General features: G+C 52.1%; 14 protein-coding genes and 1 pseudogene. 2 read left to right on the forward strand and 13 right to left on the reverse strand.

Annotated elements, in window-relative coordinates; translation table 11 throughout:
* Nucleotides 1–40 precede the first annotated feature (40 nt).
* Together HA49_RS05715 and HA49_RS05720 are read right to left on the reverse strand one after the other, a co-directional pair.
* The gene (locus tag HA49_RS05715; RefSeq protein WP_038021082.1) at nucleotides 41–1,189 is read right to left on the reverse strand and encodes an MFS transporter; all 1,149 of its coding nucleotides are present in this window, start codon (nucleotides 1,187–1,189) and stop codon (nucleotides 41–43) included.
* Between the two features lie 111 nt (nucleotides 1,190–1,300).
* The gene (locus HA49_RS05720; RefSeq protein WP_038021084.1) at nucleotides 1,301–2,224 is read right to left on the reverse strand and encodes a LysR family transcriptional regulator; all 924 of its coding nucleotides are present in this window, start codon (nucleotides 2,222–2,224) and stop codon (nucleotides 1,301–1,303) included.
* Between the two features lie 446 nt (nucleotides 2,225–2,670).
* Here HA49_RS05720 and HA49_RS05725 point away from each other — a divergent pair, with 446 nt between their 5' ends.
* The gene (locus HA49_RS05725; protein WP_038021086.1) at nucleotides 2,671–4,485 is read left to right on the forward strand and encodes a toxin-antitoxin system YwqK family antitoxin; all 1,815 of its coding nucleotides are present in this window, start codon (nucleotides 2,671–2,673) and stop codon (nucleotides 4,483–4,485) included.
* A gap of 57 nt (nucleotides 4,486–4,542) precedes the next feature.
* On the opposite strand, the gene HA49_RS05730 is transcribed toward HA49_RS05725, so the two are convergent.
* On the reverse strand, nucleotides 4,543–5,499 hold the full coding sequence (locus HA49_RS05730; protein WP_038021088.1) for a nucleoside hydrolase: 957 nt from the start codon (nucleotides 5,497–5,499) through the stop codon (nucleotides 4,543–4,545).
* 52 nt (nucleotides 5,500–5,551) lie between these two features.
* The gene (locus tag HA49_RS05735; RefSeq protein ID WP_169748765.1) at nucleotides 5,552–6,940 is read right to left on the reverse strand and encodes an MFS transporter; all 1,389 of its coding nucleotides are present in this window, start codon (nucleotides 6,938–6,940) and stop codon (nucleotides 5,552–5,554) included.
* 130 nt (nucleotides 6,941–7,070) lie between these two features.
* On the opposite strand from HA49_RS05735, the gene HA49_RS05740 reads away from it, so the two are divergent.
* Complete coding sequence (locus HA49_RS05740) at nucleotides 7,071–7,856, forward strand: GntR family transcriptional regulator (RefSeq protein WP_046791689.1); 786 nt, start codon at nucleotides 7,071–7,073, stop codon at nucleotides 7,854–7,856.
* 230 nt (nucleotides 7,857–8,086) lie between these two features.
* Here HA49_RS05740 and katG read toward each other — a convergent pair whose 3' ends face one another.
* The 9 genes and pseudogenes from katG to pfkB form a co-directional block, all read right to left on the reverse strand.
* On the reverse strand, nucleotides 8,087–10,288 hold the full coding sequence (gene katG, locus HA49_RS05745; RefSeq protein WP_038021090.1) for a catalase/peroxidase HPI: 2,202 nt from the start codon (nucleotides 10,286–10,288) through the stop codon (nucleotides 8,087–8,089).
* Between the two features lie 176 nt (nucleotides 10,289–10,464).
* A complete protein-coding gene (locus HA49_RS05750; RefSeq protein ID WP_072055915.1) occupies nucleotides 10,465–11,637 on the reverse strand; it encodes a M14 family metallopeptidase in 1,173 nt (390 codons plus the stop codon).
* A gap of 108 nt (nucleotides 11,638–11,745) precedes the next feature.
* The gene (locus tag HA49_RS05755) at nucleotides 11,746–13,929 is read right to left on the reverse strand and encodes a cyanophycinase (protein WP_211259045.1); all 2,184 of its coding nucleotides are present in this window, start codon (nucleotides 13,927–13,929) and stop codon (nucleotides 11,746–11,748) included.
* Nucleotides 13,930–13,948: 19 nt separating this feature from the next.
* Nucleotides 13,949–16,651: a cyanophycin synthetase gene (cphA, locus tag HA49_RS05760; protein ID WP_038021094.1), complete on the reverse strand. Its 2,703-nt coding sequence runs from the start codon at nucleotides 16,649–16,651 to the stop codon at nucleotides 13,949–13,951.
* A 685-nt stretch (nucleotides 16,652–17,336) separates the two neighbouring features.
* Nucleotides 17,337–18,437 (reverse strand): NADH:flavin oxidoreductase/NADH oxidase, encoded by a 1,101-nt coding sequence (locus HA49_RS05765; RefSeq protein WP_038022534.1) that lies wholly within the window; start codon nucleotides 18,435–18,437, stop codon nucleotides 17,337–17,339.
* Nucleotides 18,438–18,881: 444 nt separating this feature from the next.
* A complete protein-coding gene (gene lacD / locus HA49_RS05770; protein ID WP_038021096.1) occupies nucleotides 18,882–19,868 on the reverse strand; it encodes a tagatose-bisphosphate aldolase in 987 nt (328 codons plus the stop codon).
* A gap of 245 nt (nucleotides 19,869–20,113) precedes the next feature.
* Entirely contained in the window at nucleotides 20,114–20,971 is an 858-nt protein-coding gene (locus tag HA49_RS21755; protein WP_425427723.1) for an HPr family phosphocarrier protein, read from the reverse strand.
* A pseudogene (locus HA49_RS21760) lies at nucleotides 20,948–22,327 on the reverse strand (PTS fructose transporter subunit IIC); the annotation flags it as partial. The pseudogene HA49_RS21760 and the gene HA49_RS21755, both read right to left, overlap by 24 nt.
* A 12-nt stretch (nucleotides 22,328–22,339) precedes the next feature.
* Nucleotides 22,340–23,254 carry a 1-phosphofructokinase gene (gene pfkB, locus HA49_RS05780; RefSeq protein WP_038021098.1) on the reverse strand — a complete coding sequence of 305 codons (915 nt, stop codon included), beginning with the start codon at nucleotides 23,252–23,254 and terminating at the stop codon, nucleotides 22,340–22,342.
* Between the last annotated feature and the right edge of the window lie 489 nt (nucleotides 23,255–23,743).

Raw genomic sequence — 23,743 nt, forward strand, 5'->3', positions numbered from 1 at the left:
TTCGTTTTGCAACGAAATATGGATTTAAACCCTGGCTGGATTACCGCCGCCTTCTGACCGGGCTGACCATCACGCAGAGGGCAATGATCAGCCCTGTCCCTGAAAGTAGTGCCCCTGCCAGATTAGGTGAAGCCAGCCCAAATCCCGCATCAATGGCTTGCCCGCCAAGCATAACCCCACCCGCTGCACCAAGATTAAATGCAGAAATATTGGCCGCTGAAGCCAGTGCTGGTGCGCCATAGGCTTTCTGCAAAACATACATCTGCAAAGGAGGAACAGTGCCAAAACCAACGGCACCCAGCATAAAGACGTTAATCACCGCCAGCCAGCGGATGTGCAGGGTAAAATAAAACAGCAGCAGTAACGCTACCAGTAATGTTAGCAGTACCAGTATGACTGGCTCCGGACGATGATTGGCGAACCTTGCAGCAACAAGATTTCCGGACACTAATCCAAGACCATATACCACCAGAATCAGACTCAAATCTGTGATGCTAAACCCGCTAATTTCAGTCATCATCGGCGAAATGTAGGCGAAAGAAGCCAGTAACCCGCCAAATCCGCTAGCAGTAATCAGCAATGCCAACCAAACCTCAGGGCGCCTGAAGACGGCCAGTTCACCTGTCTGCCTTTGCTGCTCCGTTTGCTGATTAGGTAATAACCAGCATAGTCCTACCAACCCCACGCCGCCCAACAGGGCAATCAACTGAAAAGCAGAGCGCCAGCCATAGTGCTGACCGAGCCAGGTGCCCGCCGGCACCCCCAGCACATTGGCCAAAGTCAGCCCGGTAAACATCAGTGCAATGGCACTGGCTTGTTTATCTGCTTCCACCATACGGGTTGCCACCACAGCACCGATACCAAAAAATGCGCCATGACAGCATGCTGCCAGTATTCTGCCAACCATCAGTATTTCCAGGTTGTCTGCCAGAGATGAAATAATATTGCCCGCAATAAACAGCACTAACAGCAGCAATAAAGTATGTTTCCTGTTAGCCCGGGCTGACAACCAAGTGAGTAGTGGAGCACTAACCACCACGCCCAGCGCATAACCCGATGTCATCATTCCGGCATGGGTAATCGAAATCTGCAAATCCGCCGCAATAGTTTGTAATAATCCGGTAGTGACAAATTCTGCGCTACCAATAGCAAAAGCACTGACAGCGAGTACGAACAACGAAAGAGGCATTATCAGATCCTGTAAATTTAAGGGAAGGACCAATAATGCGTGTGCGTCAGTAACTTAGCGAACGATGTTCAGGAATATGACTTGTGACAGAATGTCACAATGTCCTGTCATTTAAAGACTCCCGCCGTGCATGAGTGGCAGTTTCTGACGACAAAAATTGATGAGAAATTCGGAAAAAACATTGAGCCGTACTGGCGAACCTCGATGGCTGGTTCGGATAAGCCACAGGCTACTTACGGATTCCTGCCATTCAGGCATCAGACGAATCAGTTCACCGTGCTGCTGGTAGTCATTAATGCTCCAGCTTTCTCGCAACGCTATACCCTGTCCCTGCAGAGTCCAGGTTAGTAATGCCATACCGTCGTCAGTCATCAACATTTTTTTCGGCCTGACTGACTGAACTTTATTGCCTTCATCGTGTTCCAGTATCCAGGAGTCAGGAGTATAGCCGGGGTAACCAAATACCACTGCCGGCAGCCGGGCTAAATCAGCTATATTCATCGGAACGTCAACGCCTGACAATAATTCAGGCGCGCATACCACCACCCTGCGTTGATCGAAAAGCTTTCTGGCAATTAAACGTGAATCGGCTAGTTCTGCGGAACGGACTGCGATATCAATCCCTGAGGCATACAGATCCACAATTCTGTCGCTGCTCTCCAGAGAAAAACTGACGTCAGGATGCAGTTTTCGAAACGCATCGATGGCCGGTATCAGGAAATAATGGTTAAAGGTTGACGGGCTGCTGATAGCAATCGAGCCCGACAGGCTGTTCAGTCCATGCTCCGCTATCAGCTTCGCCTGATAAAAACTTTCTAATCCAGTTTTGAAATGTTCGTAAATCTCCAGGCCAGCCCCTGTCATCCGAATTTTTCGGGTACTACGTTCAAATAAGGTAATACCCAGCGACTGTTCCAGCCTTTTTATCTGTTTACTGACAGCCCCGGCCGTAACATTCATGATCCGTGCCGCGCCGGTAAAGTCTCCGCATTCCACCACCCGTACAAATGCTTCAATATCATCCAGGTTTCTCATTGCTTCGTCTCCGGCAATAAGTCAGTTAAAAATTGTGGGTTCCACCTGAAAACCCCAGGTTCTTCACTGGCAGTGTCATCGCTGAAGTACAATACCCTCATGCCACAGGCACAATCAATATGATGCCGTCAGACTGAATCATTCACTGGCAGTGACATCTCCTCACAATGAGAGTCACAGAAAATATTTTTCAATAAAGGCATCGGGACGACTGCTATATTTTCGCGGTTTTCTTCATATTCGACAGGAGAATTCAGTAGCGGTCAGGTTTATTTGCGATGGAAGTTAATACATGACCTGCATATCCAATAGTTATGCCAGGTGAGTGACGGGATTAAAATCAGAATTTATCGGTAATTCATCAGGTTGATATATTTTTCCTGATAAGACAGGATGAAACCAAATGTAAAACGCTAAACAGAATTTCAAAATAATTACGGAACCCTATGATCTTCAAGCCTGCAATATACCTGTTGTCTGCCGCCCTGCTGTCGCCGGCAGTCATGGCGGAAACCCGAAAGATTAACAGTGAATTTCAACCGGCTATAAACGGCCAAGCAACCGCCTGGTTACTGGACTGGCCGGTTCCCGCCAACGGTAAATTCACCCTGCGCTACCTCAATAATCAGCCCTATATTCAGGCAACCTTTAAAAACCCCCATGCTACGGACCTGCTGGCCAGCGATAATATGACGGGGAATTATCAGATATTTTACCCTGACGGCAAGCTTAAAAAACAGGGGGAATGGAATCAGGAGGGGGATTCTGTCGGAATGGAAATCCGCTGGCGCGAAAGCGGCAAGCCCGAAGAGGTCAGGCGTTATCCTGAACCCGGCGCGTCGGTGCTCGAAAAAACCTGGTATCAGAATGGTCAGCTCAGCTATGAAGGTCTCGATTTTGACGGAAATAAATATCAGCAGTCAAAATACTATTATCCCGACGGTCAACTGAAGCGCAGAGTGTATGAGAAAAGCCTGAGTCAGGGGGTCACGCAATTCGAAGACAGTTATGATCAACAAGGTAAACTCACTGCACGCGTAGAATCTTATGGCGAAGATCCACAACTTACCCTGACTTACGGCCCTGACGGCCAGTTACAGGAACGAGACACCCTTGAAATTGCTGCCCACCGCAACATCAAAGAGTCATTTGACCCCCATGGCCAACTCACCGACCTGCAACAGTATCGCACCGGGGGGGACTATGCTAAAGACGGCCGGCAAATTCAGACTTACGATGGCCAGACCACTTACTCTTCCTGGAACAATGGCCGGCAGCAGGGAGAGGAGAAAGTGGTGCGTGACGGCAAAGTGATCCGCTACCAAATCTATCGCGATGGCAAAGAGAATGGCCCCGGGTTCAGTATCGATGATGATAAACACCAGGCGGTATTCGTCAGTTATCAGGCCGGAGAAATCAGCGATAAAATCTATAGTGTCGGGCTGGACTACCTCAGCTTCGACAGTCAGGGAATGCCGAAAGTCACTCTGCCGTTTCATGCAGATAAACGTGAACTGCCGCCAGCGGGAAGCGTGTGGGAATACAGCTCCAACGGAAAGCAGAGCAGCGTGCTGACACTGATTAGCAGTGATAAACAGACGGCGACCTGGCGGGTCGGCGACAGCGGGTTTAAAGAGCACCTGAACAGTTACAGCCAGATATTACCCGAACAACCCGCAACCGACAGGCAGTTGCTGAATTTTCCACTCACCTTAGGGAAAACCTGGCATACCCAATATCAGTTTCCGGTCCACGTCGACCGTGGTGACGGCCAGTCATGGCAATACATTTATCACGCCAGTGCTGACTCCAGGATTACCGGTGTCGCTAAAATAACCGTGGCCGCCGGTAGCTTTGATACTGTCATCATCACTCGGCATATTCGCTGGAGTAAAACTGACCCGCAGTTTTCCGGGCCTCAGGCACAAGAGATCCATTGTCAAAGTAAGCAGTGTAGTGTGTCCGGCTTTACCTTCGAGACTCTGTGGTATGCCCCGTCCGTGGGTCGTGCGGTGATGAAGGCGGTGGCTATTAATGGAATGTCGGATGTCTGGGCCAATGACGATCAGTCGATATTACAAAACCCGAATGCACTCATCTCTGAACTGACCTGGTTTGGAAAACAGGCAGCCCCGGGAGAACCCGCCACCGGCAGTAAATACGCCCATCAACTACCCGCCAGCGCATTTATCCAGGGTTTTCCGTTGATGATGAACAATACCGCCGAGTTTGCGATGATTCATCATCCGGTCATCGAGTAAGCACCCTGCCCTGCGACACGCGGTTAACCTGTTGAGTTCACCGCGTGTCTCTCTGCGTTACACCGACAGCAATTTTTCCGTCAGCAACGGTCCCAGTTGCTGATCAAAGTCCAGCACTACCGTACAGTTAGCCTCAGTTTGTGGGGGGAATCCGTTGTATTTGCCCCGTAAATCGCAGATTGTCTGGCCGCGTGCGGGGCCGTGAGTATCATCTATCACCACCCGGACTTTCGGCGCGAGGCAACCTGTCAGCCCTTGCACAGCAAAATAAGCAGCCGCAGGGTCATGTATCGCACAGGCTTTACGTCCCAGTTTATCTTCATAAAACCCAATATACAGGGTCAGCATTTCGCCAATCACCCTGGCGAACGGCCGGTCGGAATTTAAAAGTTGCTGATGATGTGATTGTTCCAGCACCTGGCGCATCGTGAGATCCAGCGGGACCATCACAAGATTGTCAAAGGCCTGAAAGACCAGTGCCGCAGCTTCCGGATCCTCCGCAATATTCGCCTCCGCCACCGGCGAGCGGTTACCTGGCGCATTCGCCGCACCGCCCATAATCGTTACCCGGGCCAGAAGCCCGGGTAGCTTTGGTTCCAGCTGTAACCCCAGGGCCAGATTAGTCAGTGGACCGGTGGCCAGAATGTGCAGTTGACCAGGATATTGCCGTGCCAGTGATACCAGTAATTCCGCCGCACTTTGTTTTTCGGGTGAACGGTTCGAAGTAGCCAGCTCAACATCTCCAATACCATTGTTGCCGTGAATATGCTGACAACAGCTGACAAAGGTGCCGTATAACGGATCAGGCTGTCCCATCGCCACCGGAATATCAGTAGCGCCCGCCAGATTCAGCAGATTCAGAGTATTACGCGCGCCGGAGACCACATCGGTATTACCGCAGACCGTACCAATCCCCACGATATCCACCCGCTGTTTTTCGGCCAACAGATAACCCAGCGCCATGGCATCGTCAATGCCGGTATCGCAGTCAAAATAGAGCTTTATCGGTTGCATTTTTTACCTTTTAATTTCAGAAGTTCACCATGACCGTGCCTGTTAATCCTGCTCAGGCATCACGCATCTTCAACATAAAGCCGCTGATTACCGCCAGAGCGGTCAGACCCGTACTAATCATCAACCCATGCGTGAACCCCTGCAGAGTACCACTGCCTATGTGGGCGGCAATCAGGCCTATTCCCAGTCCTGCTCCTAAGCCAAATGAGGCACCATTCACCGCAGTCAGAGAAGACGGTGCTTCTTTTGGCGACAGGAGTACACTCAACCCACTGATACAACTTAGCACCACACCATAATAGGTGATGCCCAGCAGGGCTAAACCAATAAGCAGCACCGGCTTATTCACCGGATTCAGGGTGATAATCACCATCAGGAGCAGGCATAACATAAGCCCGGTACGTAAGGTTTTAATCCAGCCGATTTTACCGGCCAGCCATCCGGCAGGCGGTGCAGACACAAATCCCATCAGAGCCGGCGGCGTAAGGAACAGTAACGATGACAGAGCGGCGCTCATTCCCAGCCCTGCATGGGTATCCTGAGAGATGATAATGATGGCAAAACCTATGACCGAAAAGACTCCGGCGAGTATCAGTATTGTGGTGGTAATCACCGGCCAGAAATGACGGGTGAAGAAGTGGTCGACAGGAACCAGCGGCGTTTTCCTGCGCTTTTCGATAGCACCGAAAGCCAGTATTGCCAGCACAAACAATACCAGATACAACAGAGCCTGAGCACTGAACCAGCCAACGGACGAGCCTTTATTCAGGTAAACATTGATAAAAACAATGCTGACTGAAAGCACTGCCGCCCCCCACCAGTCCATACTGCCTTGTGCCACTCCCGGGGTATCCTTCGGCAGCAGCGTAGATACGGCCAGTAAGGCCAGCCCACACACCGCCAGAGTGATAAGAAAAATCGACTGATAACCATAGTTGTCACTTAGCAGCCCACCGATATAGCCATCGACACCGCCGACTCCCCCGTTAACGGCCGTAATCACACCAATCGCCGTACCAAATAACCGGCGGCTGATTTTCTGATGCAGCAACAGATATGAGAGCTGGAAGGTCGCACTGCTGGCCCCCTGTAACACCCTTCCCAGCAGCATGGTGTAGTAGTCATGAGTGACAGCACTGAGCAGCGTCCCTGCGCTACACAGCAGCATCACCACTATCAGCATCCTGCGACGTCCGAAGAAATCACTGAACCGACTCAGTACCACACCGCAAATTGACCCGGAGAGAAAAAACAGCGACGACACCTGAGAAATATCTGTCAGGCTGACATGAAGTTGCATCGCCATCTCTGGCAATGCCGGAGAAATCATCGAGCAGTTAAGTTGAAAAGCCAGTATTGCCAGCATCAGTGCCGCCACCAGCATTGCAGCACTTCTCCCTTCCAGACCACCCGAGCCTGGTGATACCGCCACAGAGTTCATAAAAATTCCCGTCATAGTTGTAATAAATCACATGTTATACCTGCTGGTATAATATCTGACAAATGGGTTTTACTTATCCGTGTGATGTCCTACTATTTCGCCTATTGTCTTGCCCGGAAAACTACGCAATATGTCTGATATCACAGATTTTCTCAGTTCCCCGTTGCCTGTCAGCGCCGGTCAGCCCTTGCGGGTGACTATTTATTCAAGGCTATCGGAAGCGATTCGCGGTGGTTTACTGCCACCTGGATCCATGCTGCCTAAAGAAAGTGAGTTGGGTACGATGCTGGGGGTCAGCCGTACCGTGGTACGTGAAGCCCTGATGTTACTGGAAGAAGATGGACTACTGCTGACCCGACGTGGCATCGGCCGGTTTGTCAGCAGTGTACTACCCACTCCGGGCCTTGAAAATCTGCTACCTCCGGAGAAACTACTTAGCAACAGTCACAGCCAGATCAGCCTGAAACGCATTGATAACCGGCTACAAAAGCCTTCAGACCTGACTCACGAATTACTTCGCATCGGCAAAAATGACGACAGCTGGTTTTGTGAAAGTCTGGTCTTCCGCGACGAATGCGTGATAGCACTGGTTCAGGAACACCTGCCTACCGGAGAGGTTCTTAACTCGGCAGCCCCAGGGATTGCACAGGCCCTGCTCGACCCGCAACAACAGCATTTGTCGGTCCATGCCTTGTTGATGGCATTGCCAGGTACAACATTAGGCCCTGGTTTATGTACCGTTCAGGCAGCCATTCCCGGGGATGACCGGGGACATAAACTGGGGATAGACCCCAACGCGCCTGTGATGGTGCAAACCCAGTCCTTTATGTTACAGGGTAACCCTTTTTATCTGGCAAAAATCATTATTACTCCGGGCAACCCGCTGCGCATCAATCAGCCAGCGCCAGGCCTGTAATCGCCAACAAACTGGTGGTGTAGTCTTTAAGACCGGGAAGTGGAAAGGGATCTCTGTGATGAAGAATCTGTGTCACTATGAATCAGCGGATTCACCCGAAGGTGTCAGATAATGGTGCTATCCGCGCCGGATAGCAGACATCGGGGATGAAACTCACCTATGGCCTTCCCCGCCCGTCATACTCAGTGACAGACGGGGAGGACATTATTTAAAAATCAATTGTGCGACTCTCAGAGATCGAACCGATCCAGATTCATCACTTTGGTCCAGGCTGCCACGAAATCACGGACGAATTTTTCGCTGGCATCTGCGCTGGCATAAACCTCCGCGTTGGCCCGTAAGACCGGATGAGAACCAAAGATCAGGTCGGCACGACTGGCCTGGTATTTAACCTCACCGCTGACCCTGTCACGACCATTAAACAGTTCAGCGTTTGCATCGGTTGCCTGCCATTCGGTCCGCATATCCAGCAATGTCACAAAGAAGCTGTTATCTAGTTGACCCGGAACATGACTAAACACTCCGACTAAACTACCGTCGAAATTAGCTCCCAGAGCGCGCATTCCACCGATCAATACCGTAAGCTCCGGAACTGTCAGGGTCAGTTGCTGCGCTTTATCAATCAGCAAATCTTCGGTGCGTGAGGTGGCATGACTATCACGGTAATTGCGGAAACCATCCGCTTCAGGACGCAGAAACCCGAAAGATTCAATATCTGTCTGCTGCTGACTGGCATCCACCCGTCCTGCGGTAAACGGCACTTCAACGTCGAATCCACTGCCGGCAATCGCTGTTTCCAGACCCACCACACCGGCCAGCACAATAATATCCGCCAGTGAAGCTACCGAGGATTCGCGCTGAATTTTTTCCAGTACAGGCAGAACACTGGCTGCCAGTGCATTGACCGGCCACTGGCGTTGCGGTAACAACGCCAGTCTTGCCCCATTGGCTCCGCCGCGTTTATCACCGCCACGGAAGGTAGAAGCTGAAGCCCAGGCCACATTCACCAGCTCAGCCACCGAGAGTCCGGACGATTTAATCTGCTGCTTCAGGTCACGGATATCCTCCAGTGAGGGATGATACGTCGCCACCGGCAGCGGATCCTGCCAGATCAGATCTTCTGACGGGACCTCAGGGCCGATATATCGGGATTTTGGCCCCATATCGCGGTGAGTCAGTTTAAACCAGGCTCTGGCAAAGGCTTCATTGAATAATTGCGGATCATTCAGGAAACGCCGTGAAATTTTTTCAAATTCCGGGTCAAAACGCAGTGTTAAATCGGTCACCAGCATCGTCGGCTTACGCTTTATCTCCGGATGGAAAGGATCCGGAATCGATGCCGGGGCATCCGCTGCTTCAAACTGGATAGCGCCTGCCGGACTGCGCGTCTGTACCCATTGATAGTTAAACAGGTTTTCAAAGAAATAGTGACTCCACTGAGTCGGGGTTTGGGTCCAGACCACCTCCAGACCTGAAGTGATGGCATCAGTCCCGACACCGCTCTGGTAATCCGAAGCCCATCCCAATCCCTGCGCTTCAATCGGCGCTGCCTGCGGGTCCGCACCCACATGGCTGGCAGGCGCTGCGCCGTGGGTTTTACCCAGGGTATGCCCCCCGGCAATCAACGCGACTATCTCTTCATCATTCATCCCCATATTACCAAAGGTGGCACGGATGGCCGGAGCCGCCGACGCAGGGTCACCACTATGCTCCGGTCCTTCCGGGTTGACATAGATAAGGCCCATTTCGGTCGCCCCTAACGGCGAACCGGCCAGGGTTTCCGGATGGCGGTGCTGCAGCCAGGTTTTCTCCTCACCCCAGTTCACATCGAGATCGGCTTCCCAGACATCCTCACGACCTGCGGCAAAACCAAAGGTACGAAAGCCGGAGTTTTCCAGGGCGACGTTACCCGCCAGAATATACAAATCGGCCCAGGAGATTTTCTGCCCGTACTGTTGTTTTACCGGCCAAAGCAGACGGCGGGCTTTATCCAGACTGACGTTATCCGGCCAGGAATTCAGCGGCGCAAAACGTTGTTGTCCCCGCCCTGAGCCACCGCGGCCATCGACAGAACGATAAGTTCCGGCACTGTGCCATGCCATACGGATAAACAGCCCGATATAACTGCCCCAGTCAGCCGGCCACCATGACTGTGAATCTGTCAACAGCTTACGGAGATCGGCTTTCAGAGCGTAATAATCCAGGCTGGCAAATTCACGACGGTAATCAAAGTCGTCACCCAGCGGGTTGGAACGTGAGGAGTGTTGATTCAGTAAATCTACCCGCAGTTGTGTGGGCCACCAGTCACTGTTGCGGGTACCACCACCGGCGACTTTATTGGTTTTGCTGTGTGGAAAAGGACATTTAGCAGCCCCGGACTCAGGCTCTGCTGTAGAAAAAGTATTGTTATTCTGTTCATCGGAACGACTCATGCGCAACCCCTTATAGTATTTAGCGGAGTTACCTTAACGCGGAGTTGGCCGAACGCCTACCTGCCTGCTTCTATCCTTTTGATAGCTATAACCTTCCGCGCAGCCTGAGATAAATCAGAGGTGCCGGGAGATTAAAAGTACGTGCCCCCGATCGTCCGGAGACACGCATGGTCGGATTAATCGCTTAACAGTAATCCTTCACGCCCGTCCAGAGGTTCACTGCCGGCGACTTTGCCGATAATTTTCCCGGGCCAGGCATAGGTCTGACTGTGGCGGGCAAACAAAATACCATCGGTCTCCGCCAGGACTTCTGCACTCCCCTTCAGCGGGTCGATAATCGTGGCAATCAGATCCCCTTTCTTCACCGTGTCTCCCAGCCGCAGATGATAAGCTACCAGCCCTGCCTGAGGCGCTTTTACCTGTGACATCGCCGCCAGAGGGGTCGCTTCACAACGCAATGCCGGAAGCGCCGATGCCTCGGGACCACTGATCACTCCACGTCTTTCCAGCAACCGGTAGAGTGCCGCAGCCTGATCCTGAGCCTGACGGATATCCACATCATCATTGCTGCCAAGTTCCAGGGTGGTCGCCAGACAGGCCGGCGGGATGGGGTTATCCGGGAAGCGCTCCGCCAGTTGCCACCAAGGTGCGCTACAGGCCTCATCAAACGGATTTCCACCGGAAAGATCAGCCAGCAGTATCGCTCTCGCATCCAGCTCGGCAGCAATATCGCTGGCATCGGGCCAGAGCGCAGGCCCGGTATACATATGCACCAGCGCCTCATTGTCGGCGTGTAAATCAAATACCAGGTCAGCATCATGGGCCAGTGTCAGCAGCGTATTCCGCAGGCTGTCGATAGCACTCTTCGGGCGTTTTGCCGCCAGCACGGTGGCCATCTCAGCCCGAATCAACGCGATATTTTCCTGTGCATCCTGCCCCAGTTTTTTCGCCACTTTTTTACCCACTGTCGCCGCAAGTTCCGGGAAATCCCGGTTGAAGTTACTTCCGGTTTCGGCTTCATAGCGGCCATTCAGAAATCCCTGATGGTGCTGAGTCAGCCCCAGCGGATTCGCCTGCGGTAACAGGACTATTTCCCCTGTCAGTTTACCCCGTTGCTGAGCCTGCTCCAGCATCGGACGCAGATAATGTAACACCAGCATGCCCGGAAACTCATCGGCATGTAATCCAGCCTGCAGGTAGGCTTTCGGTCTGGCCCCCGGTTCACCAAAGTGATAGGCAGTGACACTATGGTTAGTACCCGATTCAAGAGCAATCAGCGGATACTGGCTGGCGGTAGCTGAAATTTCATCGGTGGCTACCACTTCGCCGGTTTGAAAGTCATTGGTCATCATTATTTCCTGCATTGTCGTACTGCGGCCTGATTTCGCTGTCATGCAACGAAAACTGAGTAAAAATCTGCAAATCTGCAGCCATCTCTGGCGATAAACTGCCAGCGATTAGCCATGTTTCTCGCGCAGACTTTCGATATCGAGTATTCCCTGACCACTGCCAGTAGGTTGATAACTGAGTTGTATCGGACCTCGTTTTGTATAACTGCTTCTGCCATCGTCCCCACAATCCTCGATAAGGTCTGCGGTTAGCCGACTGAGCATCTCATCAGCTTTCTCAACCGGCTGCTGACGCAACACGGTTCCGGTATTCAGATTAATAACATCTCCCGGCAGCGCAAAGGTCAGTTTATTGCCACTGGCAATAAACTCATCCGCCTGCAGGGTAATCTGCGAGCGGTTAGTTTCTACCAGCACCACGCCTTTGGCCCCAATCACCGTCAGTAACGAATTATCATGGCTGGTGATAAAACCACTGTCATCACAGATACCCAGCCCGTAATGTACCCCTTCTTCAGCACAGGCCACCACCAGACGACCCAGACGCCCGGCAGAAATCAGATTCTGGTCAACCACTCCCACGCCGAATAAGCCAAGTCCCTCCTGAATGACAAGACCACGGCGTCCCATATCTGAGGCTATACCAAAGCGCATCGCTTCATAGGAACTGCCGCCGGCAATCATAAATCCTGACAAGGCTGCCGCCGCACCACTGACCGCAATAATAGTAGCTCCGGCCGCATAAGCCTCCACCAGCGCCTGCAGAACAGGCGTCACTTCACCACGGTGTAATAAGGCTTCTGCCAGACGGATCTGATTTCCGCCTGTCAGCAGAATGGTCTTCAGCGAAGCAATCTGCTCAACCAGTTCAGGGTCAAGACCGATCCGCTCGATATTGTCGATAGTGACCCGCAAATCCAGGCTGTCGATACCCTGTTCTTCCAGCCGTCTGACATAGCGTGACGCCTCGCTGCGTGGCTCAGACGACGCCGCCGCAATAATACCTACCGGGCCTGCACCAGCACAGGCATTTAGTACTTCATCGAGCAAAGGTGATTCATAGGCCAACGGCGTAGATCCGAGCAGTATCAGCCGGGAATCGACCTGCGGTTCAATCCCATAATCACGCGCCAGTGCACGATAATGGCTGGCAGTGAGTTGTGAGGCATCTAACCGGAAATGATTCAGGCTGGCACGGTAACCGATGGCTGTCATCCGTAACTCATTATTTTTTATCGAGATCAGCGACTGAGAACTGTCCCCGACACGCTCAAACCCGACACTGGTGGCTTCCCCACGGTTGGGATCGACAGCGCTGGCACTGTCACTCTGGTAACTTGTCGGATCACCCAGCACCAGACGTGCCAGCAGGTCGTACAGGATATAGGCACCAAACACATTGCGCAGTGAGCGGGCCGGCGCACGGTAAGCTACATCCGCGTGCGAAACCGCGAATTTGGAAGGATGAGGCAGTGCCTGCAGTGTGTCGAGCAGCAACCGGTCACCGTTATCCAGATAGCTGAAGCGGATATTCTCTGCTGTACCGGCTGTGGTGTCATAACTGGCGTGCTGCATATCAATCACAAAAACGCCGTACTCCCCCACCACACTGGCTTCATTGCCCTGAATAAACAATGCGGTATTTTCGTCAACGCCAAAGCCGGTGGTTACACCGCTGTTCATCAGCGCAATCACCAGCCGGCCAAAGCGCCCGCGTTTAATAAAATGCTGATCAATAATACCCTGACTGAAAAAACCCAGCCCTTTGCCCAGTAACATACCCGGCTGGTCTTCGTGCGGAATAATCCCGTAGGTCACCGCTTCCAGTGAGGTGCCGCCGACAATCATGGTGTCAGACATCATCGCCGCTCCGGCACTGGAACCTGCCACCAGCCCTCCTGCGGCAAAAACTTCACGGATAGCCGCCAGTACCGGACTCTCGTTACCGTCCGGTGCCAGGGCTTCGGTAATAAAGACCTGGTTACCCCCGGTGAAAAATACGCTGCCATATTCACGGATCAACGCCACAATCTCCGGTGAATGTGCCGCCTCTGCCGCATGTTCCCCATACACCGGTGCCAGTACCACATCAAAGCCATGAGCTCTGAAAACAGCCAGCGTTTCTTCGCCGACCGCTTCAGGCTCGGAAGAGGCCGTGGGAAAAACCACAATCCGTCCACCACAAAAGCGATGCATCTGCTGATAAACGGCAGTGTTATCATCTTCCAGCCGGCCGCCGATGACCGCCAGTTTTGGTTTCTGATTATTTTCTGAAGTCACGCAATTAGTCATAAATATCTCATCAGACCGGTCAGTCATTCGGTATTATTAGTACGCCACGTTCACCCTGAGTTATCTGATAACCCGCCGGGATATCGGTGGTCTGAACCGGTAAAACCTCCGGAGCGGCAGCAGGAAGTGCCTCACCAAAGGCTGGTTTAAAATTGATAATCTGTTTCCAGCAACGGGTGATATTTTCGCAGAAGAACAATACCAGATCATTACGGTTAGCCATTTTCAGTAGGGTGCTCAGCGCATCTACTTCCTGTTCAACAATCTGAATCGCCTCTTCTTTCACTCCCCTGTCCATCAGTGCTTGTTTCATCAGGCGTGGCATTTCGTCCGGCCCGCGGTCCCGCAGGTCATCATCTCTGTGGCAAATATAGCTGTCGAAGTGCCCTGCCACTTTCGCGGCAATGGCCGCAACATCTTCATCCCGACGATCCCCCGGGCAGGTCACCGCCACCAGCCGCCGCCCCTGCGGATTCAGACGTCCCACCAGTTCCACCATCGCGCCGATAGCCGCTTCATTATGACCATAATCGAGGATCACCCGGAAGCCGTGGCCGTCAAACACATTCATCCGACCAGGAGACTGGAAAAAGGTATTATCGAAGGTCCGTAAGCCACTGCGAATCTGATCGAGGGTTTTCCCCAGCGCATAAGCCATTCCGGCGGCAAACATCGCGTTTTCAACGTTATGCAATGCTTTTCCTTCCAGAGTGGCAGGGATCAGATGAGTCCAGGTTAAGGGTATCTGCATTCCGTTATCATAAATAACGATCTGCTCGCCGTTTAGCCCCTGCTCCAGTACCACCGCCCGTTTACCCAGCCGGATGTGCTCACGAACCAGCGTATGCTCAGGATTGCGCGTCACGTACATAATGTGTTTTGCCGGAGAATGAGCGGCCATCTTCAGGGTATATTCATTATCCGCGTTAAGCACCACGGTATCACGGGTGACTTCGGCGATAACCCGTTTCACTTTGGCCAGCTCATCCAGCGTATCCACACCTCCCAGCCCCAGATGGTCAGAGGTCACATTCAATACTGCTCCTACATCACAGAACATATATCCCAGACCGGAACGGACAATCCCGCCACGGGCGGTTTCCAGCACGGCAATATCGACCGACGGGTCACGCAACACCATTTTGGCCGATACCGGGCCGGTCATGTCTCCTTTGACCGTGACATTTCCGTCAATCAGCACCGCATCTGTCGACGTCTGACCGACCACATGACCGGCCATTTTCAGGATATGGCTCAGCATGCGCGCACAGGTCGTCTTACCGTTGGTCCCGGTTAATGCTGCAATGGGCACCCGGCACTGGCTGCCGGCCGGAAACAGCATATCCATAATCTTGCCACCCACATCACGGGGCTTACCTTCGGAGGGGGAGATATGCATCCGCAGCCCCGGTCCGGCATTGATCTCACAAATCGCCCCCAGGGTCTCACGGTAGCTTTTGGTGATATCGGTGGTCAGAAAATCGACGGCACCTACGTCCAGTCCCACCGCGAGAATCGCCCGTTCAGCCATCAGTTTATTGTCCGGGTGAATCACGTCCGTGACATCGACCGCCGTTCCGCCGGTGGAGATATTGGCGGTTTTCCGCAGGTAGACTTCCTCACCTGAAGGGGGAATGCTGTCGGCGGTATAGCCGTAGCTTTGCAGCAGTCTGATGGCCTGTTCATCCAGTTCCAGTCGGGTCAGGACATTCTCATGCCCGACACCGCGTCGCGGGTCCTGGTTAACCAGAGCAATCAGTTCACGAATTGTATGAATCCCGTCACCTGCCACATGGCCGGGAACTCGCCGGGCTGCCGCCACCAGTTCACCGTTAACGACCAGCAGACGGTGATCATCACCACGGATCATACTCTCGACAATCACCGCACTGCCTTCCGGTTCAGCCAGCCCGTAGGCTTTTTTAACTGCCTGTTCATCCGTCAGACTCACCGAGACGCCGCGGCCGTGATTGCCATCCAGCGGTTTCACTACCACCGGATAACCGATTCGGTTAGCGGCCGAAACCGCTTCATCTTCATCGTAGACCACCCGCTGCTTTGGCACCGGAAGCCCCAAATCCCCCAGCAACTGGTTGCACATATTTTTGTCTGCGGCAATTTCGACAGCGATATGCGAGGTTTTACTGGTCAGCGCAGCTTCAATGCGTTTCTGATATTTCCCCTGACCGACCTGTATCAGGCTGGCATCATTCATCCGGTACCAGGGAATATCCCGCTCCTGAGCCGCTTTGACTAACTCCATGGCTGACGGACCGAGTGTCCGTTTGTCCGCGTATCGCAGATAGCGAGCGATGTGGTGACTCAAATCCACCGCCCGGACATCTGCTTCTGCCCGGGCCAGTGCCACCAGCATATCGCAGGCCACTTCACCGGCTTCCAGCCCGATGTCTTCGGTTTCATAACTGTACAGAACTTCGGCTTCATCGTCCGCCTGCGATGTTGAGGTGAAGGCAATGCCACCTTCCATCCCCGCCAGATGTTGTAATTTAAGCGCCAGCCGCGCAATTAACATGCCAGGTGCCTGCTCAACCGGATCGCTGCTCATCCCGGGAACTACCTGATCCAGCGCCTGATAAACCTCAGAGCCAAGGGTATTCAGTTTTTCGGCATAGTGCGGGTCGATATCCACCGTCAGGCGAATTAAAGGAGTCCTCGCAAAAGTATTGGGTCCAACAAATACTGACGTAGAAATAATATTCATAGTAATCGCCTTCTTCATGCTCTAAAAACCAGAAATAACACTGCTGCGTATCTGGTTCACGTCACTGTGTGAGATGAACATTGATAGGCGCTGCATACATGCAAATCATCAGAATTTATCTGACTGCCTTAACATACCGGGACGAACCGTGGCTCGTCGCTAACGGACGCAGCACACCACTGACTGACACGGCTAAAGCCCACAACGGAGGTTGACGGCTGGTCTCTCGCTACCCTTTGCAAAAGTGAATACCGTCCCACATCTCCGTCATTGACTCCTGATAAAGGAGTTACCTCGTCATTACGCTATAAACCTATGCACAGATCGGGCCAATATTCTGACCGTTTAGCGCAAATGACCATGCCGCGCTGACTGAGCGGTCAGAAAACACCCAAAATCGCGAATAGCACTGGTGGGACAAGGTGTCAGGGACAGATTACGTCTCAGGAACAGGCAAAGTATCAGGAACAGAATAGTGCAGAATAATGACTCTGCCAGTGCCCCCGATGAAAACAAACCGGCGACGCTATAGGATAGATTTCGTAGGTTATTGCACTGCAATGGCAGGGGAAGAAATAAGCCCGACAAGATGCGGCAACAGAGCAATCAGCCAGCCAGACGGCTGAGAGTTAAAAGCCACTGTCGATCCCTCACCGGAAGCGGCAGTGGCTGATACGTAGCGGAACTATGAACGCCCTTTCAGGGAACCCCGGGCATCGTGCGGTTCCGATCTCAGATACTGATTGGGTACGGTGACCTGTTCATGAAGTGCTGCTGCCGCATGCCATGGCCAGCGTGGGTCATAAAGTATGCCACGGGCCAGAGCCACCAGGTCAGCATCGCCTTGTTGCAGAATATCTTCTGCCTGTTGCGGTTCGGTAATCAGTCCTACGGCAATCACAGGAATTTTCACTTTGCTGCGGATTGCCCGGGCAAATGGCACCTGATAACCCGGACCGACGGTAATCTTTTGCTGTGCGGACAATCCACCACTGGAGACATGTACAAAATCACATCCCAAAGCTTCCAGAGCCTGACTGAAGACTTGCGACTGTTCAACATCCCAGCCACCATCCACCCAGTCGGTGGCAGAAATTCGGACCCCGACAGGCACAGAATCTGCGACGGCTTGTTTAATTGCACTAAAGACTTCCAGCGGAAAACGCATGCGATTTTCAAGCGTTCCACCATACTCGTCACTACGCTGATTACTCAACGGCGACAGAAACTGATGCAACAAATAGCCATGCGCCGCATGCACTTCAATCAGATCTAAGCCTAAAGCGACAGCCCGACGTGCGCTGTCAGCAAATTTCTGTTTCACTGCCTGTAACTCAGCAGCACTCAGTGACACCGGAGGTAATCCGTCATCATGAAAGCCCACGGCTGAGGGTGCAACGGTTTCCCAGCCACCTTGCTGTACAGACAGCGGATGACCGCCCTGCCAGGGCGCACTGACACTGGCTTTTCTGCCGGCATGTCCCAGTTGAATACCGATACGAATTGGCGAAACTTCACGAATCTGACGGATTACCACCTCCAGTGCAGACTGCGTTTTATCATCCCATAATCCTAAGTCCTGAGGTGAAATCCGGCCAATATCCTCAACCGCTGTCGCTTCAATAATCAGCAATCCGGCACCAGATAAAGCAAGATGTCCGAGATGAATAGTGTGCCAGTGGCCGGCGCATCCTTCCTTTGCGGAGTACTGACACATTGGCGCAATCACAATACGGTTATCGAGGGCCAGTTGCCCCAGTTTCACAGGACTGAATAGTTGACTCATAATTACCTCAATCGGTTTACTGTTAAACATCGTCCTGAACAGACAATGTCTGATACAACAAACGGTTACTGGCGGCCTTCCGTCAACCACGATGAAGCGCTGGCTTCAGTAGCCGCATTTAATCTTACGCCCGCACAGAGAATCTTTCCTCTCTGTGTAAAGGTTTTTACGTGCTGGATGATAAGCACTTATTCACTCACCCATCCTCAAACTGATCTTTCAACGGGGCTGAGTGGCTACAAATACCGGATATTATGCTGCTAAGTTACGGTTCAGATGGCCGGGTTTTGCCCCCGTGGGGGCTGCGGCACCCTGTTACCCGCGACCATTGTAAGTCAGACACCGGATAACAGCCTCTCTGTACATGCTGTTTACCCGCTTAATGATGTCTTTCAAAAACAAAAAAACGGCCCGCAGGCCGTCAAAGAGAAACATGAACCCTTTTCAGAGTTTATCAAGCCAGGAGCTGGCAGTTTGTTTCAGGGTTTCATTCAACTCCCGGATATTCACTTTACCATGCTCAAGTAACCATTCAGTCGCTGCCTCCTCCCCCCGGGAAATAAACGGCTCGACCCCTTTAGCCCAGGTGGCGCGGCCACATAGCACTCCGTTAAAGGTGGATCCCGCTGCCCGCGCAAAATGCAGCGTCTGGCGAAACAGATCGGCACTGACTCCGGCACTCAGAAAAATAAAGGGTAAGTCTGTGGCTTCGGATTGCTGTCTGAAATATTCAGCCGCCTGTTCACGGCTATAAACTGCCTCACCCGCGCCATTAAACCCCTCAACATATTGCATATTTACCGGCACTTCGACTTTAAGGACATCCACGGCATAACGGGGGTTGGAAAATTCGCGCATCATATCATTAACCTTGTGTGGTTTTATTCGTGCATATTCCACACTTCCGGAGTCGGATATATTGGCCTCATAAGAAACCAGCTCCAGGAAAAAAGGTAAATCTTCCGCCACACATTCAGCGCCCAGACGCTCAATAAAAGCATGCTTTTGATCGTTAATTTCAGCCGACTCATCAATATCATAGTAAAGCAGGAATTTAACCGCATCGGCTCCCGCTTCTTTGAGTCTTTTTGCTGACCAGACATTCAGTAAATCGGGTAACCGCCCAGGCTGGCTGGCATCGTATCCTGTTTTCTCATAGGCCAGCAGCAACCCGGCATTCTGCGCGCGGGCCTGAGCGGCCGGCAAACCATACTCAGGGTCAAGCAGGATAGAGGTCGCGAAAGGCGTCAGATTTTTCGACACCAGTGTTTTAAAGGTAATAATATCCTGTGCGTCCGCCCCCTGAGGTTTATAGGATTTAATCATTTTCTTTAATGCACCTCGTTGATCAATGGCCAGAGCTGCTATAATCCCGTCATTATCTGACAGTCTTAATATCGCCTGTTTTTTATTTTCAGTCAGCTTAATCATATTTCACCTATTAAGAAATAATAATAAATGACAGCGCGCGGCAGATTACCCATCCGTAACCGGACGAAACCCTTTATTAATTAATTTTTATTTATTTTAACCCGCAGATTTATGGCACTCACAAACCCACCGGATATAAAAAACATCCAAAGAGATAAAATAAATATAAAAGTCGCGAACTGTCAGTCAGATAATTAAATTTTCAGTTTTTCTTTATTTCCACCCCTGGTGGAGGCAGATTTTCTTCATACCGTAGGGAGCTGATTTTGTGCAACCGAATCCTGCTCTCCGAACTGCTGCTCAAATGCAGTACTGATGGCGGCTAACGCTTCACCGGCTTTCGGGCCACTGGTAGTAAATTTCAGCCGGTGCCCCTGTTTTGCGCCGAGGGCAATCACCTTCATCATACTGCGACCGCTCACCGGGGCTGTCGGCCGGTCAAGATTTTCAATCAGAATATCTTCGGGCCACTGGCGGATCAGCCTGACCAGTTCTGCCGCCGGGCGAGCATGCAGTCCGTGACTGTTTGCCAGAACAAAAATGGCGCTTTCTTCTCCCCGGGTCTCCATAAATACCGGAGCAGGTTCAGCAGACGATTGCCTCTGCAGAATATTCAACACCTGCTGCTCGTCGCTGACTGTCGTTAAGGCCTGGCCGACACTGTCGTCCCCCAGTAAACGGGCAAGATTGCGCAATATTTCCAGGTGTTCGTTATTTTTTGCAGCAATGGCAATAATCAGACGGGCAGTATTGCCTTCGCCCCAGTCCACGCCTTGTGGGCAGGCCAGAATACGCATCCCAGTATTTATCACCTGATCCCGGCTTTCCGGTGTCCCATGGGGTACCGCAATACCGTTCCCCAGGTAGGTACTGGTTATCGCTTCACGCGCCCGAATACCCTGCAGATAGCCGTTGCCGGTCAGCCCACTCTGTTGCAGGGTAGCGGCCAGTTCGGTCAGTACCTGATCTTTACTCAGGGCCCGGCGGTCAAGGCGAATCATCTCGCGGGTCAGTGTGATAGCCGATCCGGAGTGTGATGATGAGTCGGTTGGCATCCCGGAGGTTTCGGGCAGACTGCGGCGTGACTGCCAGATTTTAAGCATTCCCAGCATCACCGCGCCGACTAACGACCCGGCCAGAATACAGGCCACCCAGACCAGGGGTTTACTGACCAGTGGCAGAATAAGAAAGCCCCCATGCGGTGCCGGCACCTGGATATGCATGCTGTAACTGAGCACGGCAGATATCGATGAGGCAATCATCATCAGCGGAATCACTCTTACCGGATCTTTTGCCGCAAAAGGAATCGCGCCTTCGGTAATATGAGTACAGCCTAAAATATAATTCACCAGTCCCGCCGCCCGCTCTTCCGCGGTGAATCCTTTAGGAAACAGCGTGGTGGAAAAGGCAATGACCAGTGGCGGTGTAATACAGGCTGCGGAAACACCCGCCATAAAGTAATCATTCCCCTGGGCCAGCAATAACGTTCCGGTGACATAAGCCGCTTTATTCACCGGCCCGCCAAAGTCAAATGAACACATCGCCCCCACGACAATGCCTAACAGCACCGGACTGGCCTGCTGCAGAGAACTTAGCCACAGCATCATGCCGTTATTGATGGCCGCCACCGGTTGCCCCAGCAAGACCATCAGTACGCCTGTCACCAGTACCCCGGACAACGGCAGCAGAAAAATCGATTTCAGGCCTTCATATTGCCGTGGCAGCCTCCGCAACAAGTGTTTCATCCACAACATAAAATACCCGGCAAAGAAACCCGCGATAATCCCGCCAAGGAAGCCTGCCCCGGTGGCATTGGCCAGTAACCCACCGACAAAACCCGCCACCATTCCAGGGCGTCCGGCCACCGAAAAAGCAATAAAGGCGGTAAATACCGGCACCATAATGGCAAATGCCTGCTGTCCAACCTTCATCAGTGTGGCGGCTATCGGGTTATAATCAGCCGCTGTCGGGTCGGCGGAATATATCCCCCACAAAAATGACAGAGCTATCAATATGCCGCCGGATACCACAAAAGGCAGCATATTAGAGACACCACTCATCAGGTGTTTATAGATCTGTCGGCCCACGGACTCCTGAGTATCTTTGCCAGCAGCAGGCTGTTCTCCTCTGCCAGCCGCCGGTTGGCGGATAATCCCTTCACCCTTGATCACCCGTTGAATTAACTCAGCCGCCTGGTGTATCCCCTGTTTCACTGGTACTTCAATCACCGGCAGGCCATCAAACCGGCCAGGATTCACATCTTTGTCTGCGGCAATAATTACCCCGTAAATGTCGCTTAAATCCTCCACCGTGATTGCATTCTCTACTCCGGATGCACCGTTGGTTTCTATCTTAATCGGTACACCTGCCTTTTCGGCTGCCATTCTCAGCGCTTCTTCCGCCATGAAGGTATGGGCAACCCCTGTTGGGCAGCCCGTCACCGCAATGACTTTTTTCATTTTTGGCCTCTGTTATAATCTGCGGGTCTCTGTCTGCCCGAGTAACTGGTGAATGCCCGATAACGTTCCTAATCCTGCAGAACCGGCAACATCGGCTCCGGTCGCGCTGGCCAACCGCAGAGCTTCTGTGACTTCCCTGCCTTCCGTCCAGACACTCAGGAATGCCCCGAGCGCTGCGTCTCCTGCACAGGCAGAACTGATAAGCTCAACAGAAGGTGCCGTACAGAACCACAGCGCCCCGCCGTTTGAAAAATACATTCCCCGACTCCCGAGGGTGAGTAACACATTACGCGCGCCGGCATCATGCAGTACGGACATCGCCCGACGAATCTGCGCTTCATTACCGGCCGGTAAGCCAAAGATTTCCTCCAGTTCCTCGTCATTGGGTTTAATCAGTAACGGACGCTGGCTGAGCAACTGCTTAAGTGACCGATGGCTGATATCCAGAATCACCTCGCACTGCTTTGCGTGACAGAGTTCAATAATTTGCCGGTAAAAATCACTGTCAATGCCGGGCGGAAGACTGCCACTGACCACCAGAGCGTCTCCGGCAGTCAGCGCTTCCAGCCGGTGAAGCACCTGTTGGCAACATTGCTGGTCGACTTTATTACCCGGATTAACCAGTTTGTATTCCTGGCAACCATCATTGATAAACACATTGATACGCGTGGGGTTATTCACCCAGACCGGGGAGACACTGAGCTGGCGGGCAGTAAGTTCTTCCACAATATATTGCCCGGTAAATCCGCCAAATATCCCCAGGATATGGACCGGTTTATTGAAGTGATGAAGTACCAGTGCAACATTCACCCCTTTGCCATTCGGGCAGTAATCAGTGCGGTGAGTGCGGTTGACTACTCCCGGGTGAATCTCAGCACAGGTAATATTCATATCGATTGCAGTATTTAACGTCAGTGTATAAATCACGATGTCCTGCCTTGTTGTCTCCTGTCTCGTAGAGGCCGGATAAACTGAGCAGGCTGCTGCCCGGTTCTCCTGACCACCCACGTTCCCATTGCCTTCGCCAGCCGGAGAGTCACCTCCTGACTTTCCCGGTTATAAATTTAAAAATGAAAGCAAAAATCATTTAATCTTCATTTTGTAAGAAATGTATCAGCAGTTACCCGACTAAAACGTGACCGGTGACACGATTTTGCGCATTAACTTTCAAACTGAAAGTTAAATAGTGGATACTTTCATTTTCACAGGGCGGCTTGCAGAATAGTCATCACCCTCTGATAACGTGATAATTCGCAAATAAATCTAACAATCATAGTGATATAGTCGATAGCGTTCAGAGGTTCTGGCATACATATTTTGTAAAACTGACAACAACTGTGACGGATAACTTTCAGGTTTACGGATATCTTTTCGACTTTCTTTCATTTGGAAAAAGTCAACGTTATAGTGACTCTC

Origin of the sequence: Tatumella morbirosei, from assembly GCF_000757425.2 — a bacterium.
Lineage (GTDB): Bacteria > Pseudomonadota > Gammaproteobacteria > Enterobacterales > Enterobacteriaceae > Tatumella > Tatumella morbirosei.